Here is a 13,074-nt window from a genome sequence, read left to right on the forward strand (position 1 = left end):
GATGGCCATGCCGTTGCGACAGTCCATCAGGGTCGGGACCTATCTTCTCGAACAGAAGCTCCGCAAGGTCGAGAAGTTCCCTTTGATCGTCGAACTGGAGCCGCTCTACGCCTGCAACCTGGCCTGCGAGGGGTGCGGGAAGATCCAGCACCCGGCCGGCGTCCTCAAGCAGCGCATGCCGGTCGCCCAGGCGGTGGGCGCCGTCCTGGAGTCCGGGGCGCCCATGGTCTCCATCGCCGGTGGCGAGCCCTTGATGCACCCGCAGATCGACGAGATCGTCCGTCAATTGGTGGCCAAGAGGAAGTACGTCTTCCTCTGCACCAACGCGATGCTCCTCCGCAAGAAGATCGAGAAGTTCACCCCGTCCCCCTATTTCGCGTTCGCCGTGCACATCGACGGCCTGCGCGAACGGCACGACGAGTCGGTGGCCAAGGAAGGCGTCTTCGACGAGGCCGTGGCGGCCATCAAGGAGGCGAAGAAGCGTGGATTCCGGGTCACCACGAACTCCACGTTCTTCAACACCGACACCCCCCAGACCATCATCGAGGTGTTGAACTACCTCAATGACGACCTGGAGGTGGACGAGATGATGATCTCGCCCGCCTACGCGTACGAAAAGGCGCCCGACCAGGAACACTTCCTCGGAGTGGAACAGACCCGCGAACTCTTCAGGAAGGCCTTCGCGGGCGGCAATCGGCGTCGCTGGCGACTCAACCACTCACCGCTCTTCCTGGACTTCCTGGAAGGCAAGGCCGATTTCCCCTGCACCGCGTGGGCCATTCCGAATTACTCGCTCTTCGGTTGGCAGCGCCCCTGCTACCTGATGAGCGACGGATACGTCCCCACGTACCGGGAGCTGATCGAGGACACCGACTGGAGCAAGTACGGCCGGGGCAAGGACCCGCGCTGCGCCAACTGCATGGCGCACTGCGGCTACGAACCCACCGCCGTCCTCGCCACCATGGGCTCCCTCAAGGAGTCCCTGCGCGCGGCCCGGGAGACCATCGGCGGCAACCGGGGCACGTCGGCATGAGCGCCGGCCACGTGGGGGAGGGCGGCCGGGGCAAGGGCTTCGACCTCGGCGCCCTGCTGGCCGAACGCGGGGGAGAGCGGTACGAGCTGCACAGCCGCCACCTCAACCACCAGTTGCCCCGGATGCTGCGCACCATCGGCTTCGACAAGGTCTACGAGCGGGCCGAGGGAGCCCACTTCTTCGACGCCGAGGGCAACGACTACCTGGACATGCTCGCCGGCTTCGGGGTGATGGGACTGGGCCGCCACCACCCCGTGGTCCGGCGGGCCCTGCACGACGTCCTGGACGCGCAGCTCGCCGACCTCACCCGCTTCGACTGCCAGCCGCTGCCCGGACTGCTCGCGGAGAAACTGCTGTCGTACAGTCCGCACCTGGACCGGGTCTTCTTCGGCAACAGCGGCACCGAGGCGGTGGAGACGGCCCTGAAGTTCGCCCGGTACGCCACCGGGCGTCCCAGGGTCCTCTACTGCGACCACGCCTTCCACGGCCTCACCACCGGGTCGCTCTCGGTCAACGGGGAGGACGGCTTCCGGGACGGCTTCGCCCCGCTGCTGCCCGACACGAAGATCGCGCTGGGAGACCTGGGAGCCCTGGAGCGCGAGTTGCGGCGCGGCGACGTGGCCGCGCTCGTCGTCGAACCGATCCAGGGCAAGGGCGTGCTGGCCGCCCCGCCCGGGTTCCTGCTCGCCGCGCAGGAACTGCTGCACCGGCACAAGGCGCTGCTGATCGCGGACGAGGTGCAGACCGGCCTCGGACGTACCGGTGACTTCTACGCCTATCAGCACGAACCCGGCGTGGAACCGGACCTGGTGTGCGTCGCCAAGGCCCTCTCCGGGGGGTACGTGCCCGTGGGCGCCACCCTCGGCAAGGACTGGATCTTCAAGAAGGTCTACTCCTCGATGGACCGGGTCCTGGTGCACTCCGCCAGCTTCGGATCCAACGCACAGGCGATGGCGGCCGGACTGGCGGTGCTCTCGGTCATGGACGACGAGGCGCTGGTGGCCCGTGCGCGATCGACGGGCGACCTGCTGCGCGGGCGGCTCGCCGCGCTCGTGGACGAGTACGAGCTGCTGCACGAGGTGCGCGGTCGCGGCCTGATGATCGGCATCGAGTTCGGCCGACCGTCCTCGCTGGGGCTGCGCAGCCGCTGGACGATGCTCCAGGCGGCCCGCAAGGGGCTCTTCGCGCAGATGGTCGTGGTACCGCTGCTCCAGAAGCACCGGATCCTCACCCAGGTCTCCGGGGATCACCTGGAGGTCATCAAGCTCATTCCGCCGCTGATCGTGGACGAGCGGGACGTCGACCGGTTCGTCGGCGCCTTCCGCGAGGTCATGGACGAGGCGCACGGCGGGGGCGGGCTGATGTGGGAGTTCGGTCGGACGCTGGTGAAGCAGGCCGTCGGCAACCGCTGAAGGCCTGCTTCCACCCGGCGGTGTCCACCGTCGACGGAATCAGACCGCTTCCTCGAGGAGCCGGTCCCGCAGCCGGTCGAGGGTCTCGGGCGTCAGCCCGAGACCCTCCGTCAGGTAGCCGTCCACCCCGCCCCAGGTCTCGTCGACGACCTCGAACGCGGCGCCCAGGTACTCGGCGCGGGCGTCGAAGAGCGGGGCGAGCAGGGCCATGACCTCGGGCGAGCGGGCCTCGGGGGCGTCGCTGCCGCGGCGGACCCGGTAGCGGTTGTGCGGGGCGTTCGACTCCAGGTAGTCCGCCACGATCACCTCGCGTTCCACCCCGAGCGCGAGCAGGGTGACGGCGATCGACAGGCCGGCCCGGTCCTTGCCCGCCGCGCAGTGCATCAGGGCGGGGAGGCTCTCCTCGGCGAGGGAGCGGACGACCCGACCGTGTTCGACGGTCCGGTTCCGGATGATGCCGCGGTAGGAGTTCTCCATCCGGGCGGAGGCCTTTCCGTCACCCAGTACGGCACGCAGCCGGTCGAGGTCGCCGTCGCGGACCATCGTCCAGAACTCCCGACCGTCGGCGGGATCCGAGAGGGGGATGTTCACGTTCCGGACGCCGGGCAGTTCCACGTCCTGCCCTTCCAGCGCGTGATCGGCGTCGTTGCGGAAGTCGAAGACCGTGTGCAGCCCGAGCGATACGAGGAACTGTGCGTCGGTTTCGGTGGCATGTGCGAGATGTCCGCTTCGGAAGAGTCGTCCTGTCCTGACCCTCCGTCCGTCGGCGGTCGTCATCCCGCCCACGTCACGGAAGTTGCGCACTCCGGACAGTTCGGGCGCCGTGGACGGGGTTCGGGGTATCTGCCGGGTCAAGAGGGTTCCTCCGCGTCGTCGTGAGGTGTCCGAATTACACTACTTGGGAACAACTTGCCATCAGCGGAGGCGAGATCGCGCCAGGCTCCGTGAGCCAGATCATACGGTGACCGTGCGTGCCTGATCACGAATCCCGAATTGCCATGTGGCGAGGGTTGTTGATGACTCGGAATGGACAGAGGGTGACGGGAATTCCGTCGTCCCCCCATGTCTGGGATTCCGTCAGGAAATTCATGGCTTGTTGTGCGCGGCAGGACTCGATTACCTTCGCGATCGATCCGGGTGGACCGCCTAATCCTGCCGCCGCCCGGGAACCCCACCCGACTATTCACGCGCGCGGCAGGAGCGGGGGAACCAGGTAAGCCGCCGTTCCGGGCCTCGTCTCCGGGACGGCTAGGGGTGAAGCCGCACCTCGGCCGTCGTCACCGACGCCGATGCGCGGCCGGACATCTCCAGTCCGAACCCGACAGCTCACCTCGCAGGCGTCGGAGAGGAATCCGCCATGCCCGCAAAGGGTAAGCACCGCCGTCCGAAGACCAGTTCCCTGTCCCGCGGGTTCGCCGTCGCGGGAACCGGTGGTGCGGCTCTCGCCCTGCCGCTGATCGGAGCCGCCGGCGCCCACGCGGCCGGCGCTCCCGCGGCGGCCCCCGTCGCCGCGCCCGTGTCGGCCCCGGACGCGGCGCCCGTGTCGGTCCCGCAGTCCCCGGTGTCCGTCCAGGCCACCCAGGCCGCTCCCGTCGCCGCGAAGGCCGCCCCGACCGTCTACACCGTCGTGTCGGGCGACTACCTCTCGAAGATCGCCGCCGACCGCCGGCTCTCCGGCGGCTGGGAGCGGCTGTACGCCGACAACCGGCAGGCCGTCGGTTCCGACCCCTCGATGATCCACCCCGGCCTGAGGCTGACCCTCGGCTCGGCCGCACCCGCCACCGAGTCGGCCCCCGCCCCGGCCCGCCCGTCGCAGTCGCAGTCGCGCTCCGGCAAGGCCGCCACCCCCGCTCCGAAGTCGCCCGAGCGGTCCTCCGGCGCCGCTCAGGCCGGCTCCGACGACGACTCCGCCACCAAGGCCCCCGCCAAGCGGCCCGCGGCCTCCGGCGGTCAGGGCGGTGAAACCTCCGGCGACACCTCCGCGAGCGCCGGTACGGGCACCGGTTTCGTCGCCCCGGTCGGCGGCGGGATCTCCACCCAGTACCGTGCCTCCGGCGCCATGTGGTCCTCCGGTTACCACACCGGCGTCGACTTCATCGCGAGCTCCGGCACCACCGTCAAGGCCGTCGGCGCGGGCACCGTGGTCTCCGCCGGATGGGGCGGCGCGTACGGCAACGAGGTCGTGATCCGGCACGCGGACGGCAAGTACTCGCAGTACGGCCACATGTCCTCGCTGTCCGTCTCGACCGGCCAGAGCGTCACGCCCGGACAGCGGATCGGGCTCTCCGGCTCCACCGGCAACTCCTCCGGCCCGCACCTCCACTTCGAGATCCGCACCGGCCCGTCCTACGGCTCGGACGTCGACCCGCTGGCCTACCTCCGCTCGAAGGGCGTCAGCATCTGACGCACCGCTCGCAGGAGCACGGACACGCGTGAGGCCGGGACCCGAGGAGGGGCCCGGCCTCACGCGATTCTTATTCCGCGTATGCATGGTGGGATAGATCACGGTCCGTCAACCCCTCATTACGTTGGCGTAGGTCGGCCGCGGGGGTGAAGGATGTCGAACTGTGGCAGCGACGAAGACGACACTCAAGACCATCGGCTCGTACGCGGCGATCGGGGACAGCTTCACCGAGGGCGTGGGGGACCCGGGACCCGGGGATTCACATCTCGGCTGGGCGGACCGGCTGGCCGTACTCCTGGCCGATCGGCGCGAAGAACACGATTTCCGGTACGCCAACCTGGCCGTGCGCGGAAAGCTCCTCGACCAGATCGTGGCCGACCAGGTACCCAGGGCCAAGGCCCTCGCGCCGGACCTGGTCACCTTCTGCGCGGGCGGCAACGACATCATCCGGCCGGGCAGCGACCCGGACGCGACGGCGGAGCGGTTCGAGGCGGCCGTGGCCGATCTCGTGGGCTCCGTCGGGCAGGTCATGATCACGACCGGATTCGACACCCGGGGCGTACCGGTCCTGCGGTACATGCGGGGCAAGATCGCCACGTACAACGCACACGTGCGCGCCGTGGCGGACAAGTACGACTGCCCGGTCCTCGACCTGTGGTCCCTGAAGTCCGTACAGGACCGACGGGCCTGGGACGGAGACCGACTGCACCTCTCGCCCGAGGGCCACACCCGCGTCGCGCTGCGCGCCGCGCAGGTGCTCGGCCTGGACGTGCCGACCGACCCGGACCAGCCGTGGCCGCCGGAGCGACCGCGCGGATCGGTGGACGTGACCCGGGACAACATCCAGTGGGCGCGCGAGCACCTGGTCCCCTGGATCGGCCGAAGGCTGCGCGGCGAGTCCTCCGGGGACCACGTCGAGGCCAAGCGCCCCGACCTGCTGCCCCTGTAGGACCCGAGGCGGCAGGACCCGAGCCCGCAGGCCGAGCCCTCGGGGCAGGCGTTCAGGACCCAGGGGGATCCGCCGGCCGGGTCGCGGGACGGCGGGCCCGGGGAGTCGGTCGGTGCCGCGAGGAATCCTTCGGGGCCGGTGTGCGTTGGGATGGTCGTAGACGTACGACCGTCCCGCCCCGATCCACCCTGGAGGCGCCTTGACCGGCTCCCGTCCCCTGCGTCCCCGGCTGCGTGCCCTGCGGCCCGAAGCCTTCGGCGCGGATCCGTCAGGCGCGCGCCTGGAGCGGATCCGCCGCTCGCCGAACTTCGCCGACGGCGTCTTCCAGAACCCGGTCGGCGCCCGGACCAGGCCCTCCGGCTCGATGGCGGAGTTCGCCAAGATCTACTTCCACAAGGAACAGCGGGTCAGGCGCAGCCCCTCGGGCGCCATCCCGGTGTATCCCACGACCCTCGCCGAACTGGCGAAGCCGCCGGTCAGCGGGTTGCGCCTGACCTGGATGGGGCACTCCAGCGTGCTCGCCGAGATCGACGGCCGCAGGGTGCTCTTCGACCCGGTGTGGGGCGAGCGGTGCTCCCCCTTCCCCTTCGCCGGACCCAAGCGGCTGCACCCGGTGCCCGTACCGCTGGCCTCCCTGGGCGAGGTGGACGTGGTCGTGATCTCGCACGACCACTACGACCACCTCGACCTCCCGACGATCAAGGCCCTGGCCGGTCGGGACATCGTCTTCGCCGTCCCGCTGGGCGTCGGTGCCCACCTGGAGCGCTGGGGGGTCCCCGCCGACCGGATCCGCGAACTCGACTGGAACGAGACCACCGAGGTCGCCGGGCTCTCGCTGACGGCCACCCCGGCCCGGCACTTCTGCGGTCGGGGGCTGCGCAACCAGCAGTTCACCCTGTGGGCCTCCTGGGTCGTCGCGGGGGAGCGGCACCGGATCTACCACAGCGGTGACACCGGCTACTTCCCCGGCTTCAAGGAGATCGGCGCGACGTACGGTCCCTTCGACGCCACGATGATCCAGATCGGCGCGTACTCCGAATACTGGAGCGAGATCCACATGACGCCGCAGGAGGGCATGCAGGCCCACCTGGACCTCCAGGGCGGCATCCCGCACGGCACGATGCTGCCCATCCACTGGGGCACGTTCAACCTGGCCCTGCACCCCTGGGACGAACCCGGCGAGGGCACGGTGACCGCCTCCCGGGAGACCGGCTCCGCCATCGCCCTGCCGGTGCCGGGCCAGCCGTTCGAACCGGGCTCCTCCGACGCGCCGGTCGAACCGTGGTGGCGGCCCTTCGTCGCCGCCGAACCCGTCCCCGCCCGTACGGCGACGGCCGCGCCGGCGGCCCCCGTAAGGACCGCGTCGGCCCCGGCCGTCACCGGCCGGGAGGAGTCGGAGGCCGTCGGGTCGTAGCCCCTTCGCGACCCGGGGCCCCGGGTCACGAAGGGGCTCGGGGCCCCGGGGGCGGCTCCGGTCCTCGCCGGGAGCGCGGGCGCGCGCTGGGACGGCGTACGCCCGCACCTGCCCGGCCGTACGCGCTCCCGGCGGATTCGGGCTGTCGTACGAGCGCTCCGTCGCAAGCGGGAAGCACCCCCGCCAAGTTCCCGACTGACGGTCCCGGGCGGGAGAGTGCGGTCTAGCGTGGGTATCCGGTGATCAACGCCGGGCCTCGGTACGTGGGGCCCGGGCCCCACGTACCGAGGACGCCGATGTCCGCACTCCGCGCCGCCCGCCACTCCCCGTCGAGACACGCCGCCACCGGTCCCGGCCGGCAGATACGCCCCCAGATGCTCCGCGCCACCGTCCTGCCCACTCTCGCCGCAGGACTCAGCGGCGCGGCCGCGGTGATCTTCACGCTCCAGCTCGGCGGAGGCGCCGGCGACCGGGACGCACGCCTGTGGCCGGTGCTCGGCGGCTGCGCCCTGCTCGTGCTCGGCGCCCTCGCCGCGGCGCTCCTGGGCGGGCAACGCGCGGCGAAAGCCGTCCGCGACCGGTGCGAGGCCCTGCGCCGCTCCAGCGTGCGCGGCCGGGAGGAACTGCGGACGGCCGCCGAACGGCTGGAACGGGGCGAGGCCGCGGGCCGCCCGGTACGCGGCGGACCGAACGGGCCGCCGCCGCACACCGATCCGGCGGGAGTGGACGAGTTCTGGCTGCTCTCCCAGGAACTCCGGGGCGCCCGGGAACAGGCGCACAAGACCCTCGTCCGGCTGGCCGGCCCGGTCACCCCGTCCGACAGCGACCGCAAGGTCGAGGTCTTCGTCAACCTCGCGCGCCGCCTCCAGTCCCTGGTGCACCGAGAGATCGCCCTCCTCGACGGCCTGGAGGACACCGTCGAGGACCCCGACCTCCTCAAGGAGCTCTTCCACGTCGATCACCTCGCCACCCGGATCCGCCGTCACGCCGAGAACCTCGCCGTGCTCGGCGGCGCCCCCTCCCGGCGCCAGTGGACCCGCCCCATCGATCTCGGCGAGGTGCTGCGCTCCTCCGTCGCGGAGGTCGAGCAGTACACGCGGGTGAAGGTGGTGCCCCCGGCGGGCGGCACCGTCCGGGGGCACGCCGTCGCCGACGTGGTGCACCTGCTGGCCGAACTCGTCGAGAACGCCACCGTCTTCTCCGCCCCCGACACCGACGTGACGGTGCGCGCCGAGCGCGTGACCGCCGGGGTCGCGGTCGAGGTGGAGGACCGGGGGCTGGGCATGCCGGTCGAGGAACAGCACCGGATGAACGCCCTGCTGGGCAATCCCGACCAGGTCAACGTCCGGCACCTGCTGGCGGATGGTCGGATCGGCCTGTTCGTGGTCGCGGCGCTGGCCCGGCGGCACGGGATCGCCGTCGAGCTCAAGTCCAACATCTACGGCGGGGTGCTCGCCGTGCTCGTGTTGCCGCAGGAACTGTTGGGCGCGGAGGCCCCGAGCGTCGCCGACGTGCTGGGGGGTGGCTCCCGGGCCGGCTCGTGGGGGTCCGGCGACATGGACCCGATGCCGATGCCGACCCTGGCGCCCGTACGGGTGTCCGCCCAGGTGCGCCCGTCCGAGGGGCACGGCACCGAGCACCTCTCGTTCGAGGGCCACGGGTCCGAGGGGTACACGTCCGAGGGCCACGGGCCCGAGCCGGTCGGCCCGCGTCCGGCCGCGTCGACGTGGGACCCGTCCCCGCCCGGGTACGCGGCGGAGGCCGCCGGGGTGGTCCTCGGCACCGTCGTCCCGGCCGGTGGGCCCGGGGTCGGTGCGGACACGGATCCGCCACCACTGCCCCGACGTCACGCCCGCCCCCATCCCGTCCCCGAGCCCGGCGGGGCCGCCGGACCCGATCGTGCGCCGGATGCCGAACCACCCGTTCACGACCCCGGGCTGATGGCGGCCTTCCAGCGGGGCTTCGGTCTCGCCCGATCGGAGGGGCCCTCATGACCGCGATCCCCACCCCTCGCACCACCCCCACCCCACACCTCGGCAAGGAGCACACCCCCATGGGCGGCGAAGCGGCGACGAAGACAGTCAGGCTCTCCGATCTCGACTGGCTGCTCAGCGGGCTGGTCCAGCGGGTGCCGTACACCCGCGGCGCCGTCCTGCTCACCGCGGACGGACTCGTCACCTGCGCGTACGGACTGGACGCCGACGACGCCGACCACATGGCGGCGCTGGCCTGCGGGCTCTACTCCCTCGGGCGCGGGGCCGGTGCCCGGTTCGCGGGCGGCGCGGAGGTCCGGCAGGTGGTGGTCGAACTGGACACGGCCCTCGTCTTCGTGTCGGCGGCCGGCTCCGGAACCTGTCTGGCGGTCCTCGCGGACGGGGAGGCCGACGCCGGGGTCCTCGGCTACGAGATGGCGATGATGGTCAAGAGCGTCCGTCCGTACCTGTCGGCGCCGCCGAGGCGGCCCGTCGCCGCCGACGCGGAGCGATGAGGACCCGCATCGGGGGGACGCGCACCATCGGCGCGGGACGGGACACCCCGTGGCTCGACGACACGGCGGGTCGGGTGACGCGCCCGTACACCGCGAGCGGCGGGCGGACCCGACCGGCCGTCGCACTCGATCTGCTCTCGCTGGTGACGGCGACCGGCGTACGCCCGCGTGCGCCGCTCGGACCCGAACACACCCTCGTCCTGCGCCTGTGCGCGGGCGTGGCGGCCGTCACGGTCGCCGAGCTGGCGGGACACCTGCGGCTCCCGACGGCGGTGGTGAAGGTACTGCTCGGCGACCTCCTCGAACACGGGGCCGTCACGGCGCAGGCGCCGCGACACCTGGGCGGCGCCGCACTGATCGCCGACGACCAGACCCTGCTGCGGGCGGTCCTCGAAGGCCTGCACCGGTGCCTGTGACGACCGCCCCGGCCCCGCCCGCTCCGCCGCCAGGCGGTCACGGGCGGGGCCGGCGCGGGCAGCGCCGCCCGCGCCGCCCCACCCCTCACGCTCTCGGATCCGGGGGAACCGCATGACCCTGAACGCATCGACCCGCCGGCTGCTCCTCACCCCCGTGGATCGGGAAGCGCCCGCGCGCACCCCGCGCCTGCGCGAACTGGGCCTGGGGGAAAGGGCGGACCCGGAACTGGACGCCTTCGCGCAACGCGTCGCCGAGACACTGGAGACGCCCTACGCGGGCGTCAACTTCATGGGGGAGGAGCGGCAGTTCTTCGGAGGACTGCACCACCGGCCCGACGCCCCGCGGCGCGGCTATCCGGCGCGCTCCCTGCCCCGGGACCACGGCTACTGCCCCCACGTGGTCGTCCGGCGGCGGGCGCTGGCCCTGGAGGACGTCCGGGACTTCGCGCGCTTCGCCGGGAACGCCGTCGTGGACGGCAGCGGCGTGCGGTCCTACCTGGGAGCCCCGCTGACGGACCGTCGGGGGTTCGTCCTGGGCACGGTGTGCGCCGTGGACCTGGTGCCGAGAGGCTGGGGACTGGAGGGACTGGCGACGCTGAAGGGCCTCGCGGCGGAACTGGTCGACCTGGTGCACACGCGCGAGGACCGACAGGGCCCAGGCTGACGGCCTCAGGCGCGGGGGTCCAGGAAGGCCGAGATGCGCTGCCGCAGTCCGGCGGGATCCAGCCCGTGGGCCGCGGTGTGTTCGTCGATCGTGCCGTAGCGGCGGAGTTCGGCCCGCGAGACGCCGAGGCCGAGGACGCGGTGGGGGAGGTCGGCGAGGGCGTCGTTGGCGGCGGCCGTGGACGTGCCGGCCAGGTACGGCTCGACGAGTACGACGTCGGCCGGACCGGAGCCGACGGCCGCGCGCAGCGCCGCGTCGTCGAAGGGGCGCACGGTCGTCGCGTAGAGGACCGTGACGTCCATGTCCCGCGTCGCGGCCAGCACGTTGTCCAACAGCGGTCCGACGGCGAGCACCACGCCGCCGCGGCCCTGCCGGACCGTCTGGAAGCCCAGGCCGGCGAAGGGGCGCGGGCGGTGGTTCTGCTGTGCGGAGAGGCGGACGTAGACCCGGTCGTCGCCGGCGGCGTAGGCGTGGCGCAGGAGTTCCTCGGCCTCGTCGGGATGGCCGGGCACGTGGATCGTCCAGCCTTCGAGGGTGTCCATCAGGGCGACGTCGCCCGGCGACATGTGGGTGAAGCCGCCGGCGGGCCAGTCGTAGCTCGCACTCGCGCTGACCAGCACACCACCGGTGTCCTGATGGCCGAAGTCCAACTTGACCTGCTCGAACGGCCGCTCCACGAGGAAGCTCGCGAAGGTGTGCATGATCGGTCGCATGCCGGTGAGGGCCAGGCCCCCGCCGACGCCCACGAGCAACTGCTCACGGATCCCCACGTTGAGGACCCGGTCCGGGTGACGTGCCTGGGCCGGACGGAATCCGTCCATGGTGATCTCGGCGAGTACGAGTGCCAGCCGGGGATCGTCGTCGAGCAGCCGTGACGTGACCGCGATGAACCGTTCCCGCATGGTGTCCATGTTCTTCCCTGCCCCTTGGTTTCTGCTTCTCTCAGGACGCCCGATCCGGACGTCGGTGATTCGGACGTCGGTGATCCGGACGTCGGTGACCCGGACGTCTGATCAGAACTTCTTCTCGACGCGGGCGACGACGGCGTGCGGTCGACCCGGATGCGGCAGTGTGAAGGCCGCGTGCAGCGCCTCGTGGTCCCGTCCGTCGACGGTGACCGCCGACCAACCCGCCGCCTCGAAGCGGGAGGCGATCCCGCCCGGCCATCCGTGGGTCGCGGAGTCGTTGTCGATCACCACCGTGTGCAGCCGGTCCAGACCGGCCGAACCGGCGTGCGCGAGTGCCTCGTGGTTGCTGCCCTCGTCGAGCTCGGCGTCCCCGATCAGCACCCACACCGCCTGTTCGTCCAAGCCCTGCGCCCGCAGCCCGAGCGCGCTGCCGACCGCCAGCGGCAAGCCGTGCCCGAGCGAACCGCTGCCGATCTCCACGCCGGGGATCAGGGTGCGGTCCGGGTGGTGGCCGAGCGGGGAGTCGTACGAGCCGAATCCGCTCAGCCACTCCACGGGGAAGAACCCCTTGGCGGCGAGCACCGCGTAGTAGGCCATGGGCCCGTGTCCCTTGGAGAGCAGGAAGCGGTCCCGCTCGGGATCCCGGGCGGATTCGGGCCCCACCCGCAACACCCGGTCGTAGAGCACCCACAACACGTCGAGCGTGGACGTGGCGGCGGGCCCGTGCTTCTCGGCCCCGGTCATGAGGGCGATGAGCCGGCCCAGGTCTTCGTGGCGGAGTCCGGTGTCCGCTGTTGCCTGTGTCATGCGTCCAACCGTGCAACCTCAAGTCGACTTGAGGTCAAGCGGCTGCCGGCGCGGCCGTCGGGCCCGGCTGTCGGGTGTCGGCTGTCGGGTGTCCGTGCAGTGTCCGGGGATCGGGTCCGGGAAAGGTGCGCGCGACCACCCTCCGAAGTGCGGTATTGTTCTCGTGCCAGTTCAACCAGGGGAAACTCCCAGGTCAGCGGGCATCGGGACGTGGCGCAGCTTGGTAGCGCACTTGACTGGGGGTCAAGGGGTCGCAGGTTCAAATCCTGTCGTCCCGACTAAGGGGTTCGCCTCGTAGTCGCAGATCGGAGCCCTGTCTCACTTCGGTGAGGCAGGGCTCTTGTCGTTCCCTGGGGGTGGCGTCACATGTCGGCGCATGGCGGGGAGTGGCTCCTCGATCTCGTCCGGACTCGCATTCGAGCGGCGTAGGCATGGCGCGCCACGCACATGTGCGTTCGGGAGGGGAGAGGGGTAACCTCCCGCTTCATTTCCGGCGTCAGGGCCGGATGGGGTGGCGCCCTACCCGACGTAGTGTCCGATAGGGCAATGGGTTTCATCGGGACCCATGGAGCGGTTGCA

The 13,074-nt window shown here is 71.5% G+C and carries 12 protein-coding genes, 1 tRNA gene and 1 riboswitch; of the genes, 10 read left to right on the forward strand and 3 right to left on the reverse strand.

Annotated features, from left to right (window positions below; genetic code table 11):
* Position 1 precedes the first annotated feature (1 nt).
* Complete coding sequence (gene hpnH, locus ACQEVM_RS11730; protein WP_433077659.1) at positions 2-1,033, forward strand: adenosyl-hopene transferase HpnH; 1,032 nt, start codon at positions 2-4, stop codon at positions 1,031-1,033.
* Complete coding sequence (locus ACQEVM_RS11735; RefSeq protein ID WP_433077661.1) at positions 1,030-2,445, forward strand: aspartate aminotransferase family protein; 1,416 nt, start codon at positions 1,030-1,032, stop codon at positions 2,443-2,445. Before hpnH ends, ACQEVM_RS11735 begins: the two co-directional genes overlap by 4 nt.
* A gap of 39 nt (positions 2,446-2,484) precedes the next feature.
* On the opposite strand, the gene ACQEVM_RS11740 is transcribed toward ACQEVM_RS11735, so the two are convergent.
* Positions 2,485-3,300 (reverse strand): tyrosine-protein phosphatase, encoded by an 816-nt coding sequence (locus ACQEVM_RS11740; RefSeq protein WP_433077663.1) that lies wholly within the window; start codon positions 3,298-3,300, stop codon positions 2,485-2,487.
* 311 nt (positions 3,301-3,611) lie between these two features.
* Positions 3,612-3,798: riboswitch (cyclic di-AMP (ydaO/yuaA leader) on the forward strand.
* A gap of 4 nt (positions 3,799-3,802) precedes the next feature.
* Here ACQEVM_RS11740 and ACQEVM_RS11745 point away from each other — a divergent pair.
* The 7 genes from ACQEVM_RS11745 (at position 3,803) to ACQEVM_RS11775 (ending at position 10,780) form a co-directional block, all read left to right on the forward strand.
* Complete coding sequence (locus tag ACQEVM_RS11745; protein ID WP_433077665.1) at positions 3,803-4,849, forward strand: M23 family metallopeptidase; 1,047 nt, start codon at positions 3,803-3,805, stop codon at positions 4,847-4,849.
* Positions 4,850-5,012: 163 nt separating this feature from the next.
* A complete protein-coding gene (locus ACQEVM_RS11750; protein ID WP_053677224.1) occupies positions 5,013-5,798 on the forward strand; it encodes an SGNH/GDSL hydrolase family protein in 786 nt (261 codons plus the stop codon).
* A gap of 199 nt (positions 5,799-5,997) precedes the next feature.
* Positions 5,998-7,212, forward strand: a complete 1,215-nt coding sequence (locus ACQEVM_RS11755) for an MBL fold metallo-hydrolase (protein WP_433077668.1) — start codon at positions 5,998-6,000, stop codon at positions 7,210-7,212.
* 296 nt (positions 7,213-7,508) lie between these two features.
* Complete coding sequence (locus tag ACQEVM_RS11760) at positions 7,509-9,206, forward strand: ATP-binding protein (RefSeq protein WP_433077670.1); 1,698 nt, start codon at positions 7,509-7,511, stop codon at positions 9,204-9,206.
* A 59-nt stretch (positions 9,207-9,265) separates the two neighbouring features.
* Positions 9,266-9,700, forward strand: coding sequence for a roadblock/LC7 domain-containing protein (locus ACQEVM_RS11765; protein ID WP_433079963.1), 435 nt, complete (start codon positions 9,266-9,268; stop codon positions 9,698-9,700).
* Positions 9,697-10,116 (forward strand): DUF742 domain-containing protein, encoded by a 420-nt coding sequence (locus ACQEVM_RS11770; RefSeq protein ID WP_433077672.1) that lies wholly within the window; start codon positions 9,697-9,699, stop codon positions 10,114-10,116. The genes ACQEVM_RS11765 and ACQEVM_RS11770 overlap by 4 nt, the downstream gene beginning before the upstream one ends.
* 112 nt (positions 10,117-10,228) lie before the next feature.
* Positions 10,229-10,780 carry a GAF domain-containing protein gene (locus ACQEVM_RS11775; protein WP_433077674.1) on the forward strand — a complete coding sequence of 184 codons (552 nt, stop codon included), beginning with the start codon at positions 10,229-10,231 and terminating at the stop codon, positions 10,778-10,780.
* 5 nt (positions 10,781-10,785) lie between these two features.
* Here ACQEVM_RS11775 and ACQEVM_RS11780 read toward each other — a convergent pair whose 3' ends face one another.
* Complete coding sequence (locus tag ACQEVM_RS11780; RefSeq protein ID WP_433077676.1) at positions 10,786-11,691, reverse strand: transketolase family protein; 906 nt, start codon at positions 11,689-11,691, stop codon at positions 10,786-10,788.
* A gap of 102 nt (positions 11,692-11,793) precedes the next feature.
* Complete coding sequence (locus tag ACQEVM_RS11785; protein ID WP_351383328.1) at positions 11,794-12,495, reverse strand: thiamine pyrophosphate-dependent enzyme; 702 nt, start codon at positions 12,493-12,495, stop codon at positions 11,794-11,796.
* Between the two features lie 204 nt (positions 12,496-12,699).
* Between ACQEVM_RS11785 and ACQEVM_RS11790 the strand changes: the two genes are divergently transcribed.
* Positions 12,700-12,773: transfer RNA gene (locus tag ACQEVM_RS11790), tRNA-Pro, on the forward strand.
* The last annotated feature ends 301 nt before the right edge of the window (positions 12,774-13,074 follow it).

Origin of the sequence: Streptomyces sp. CA-243310 (assembly GCF_050936775.1) — a bacterium.
In the GTDB taxonomy this organism is placed as follows: domain Bacteria; phylum Actinomycetota; class Actinomycetes; order Streptomycetales; family Streptomycetaceae; genus Streptomyces.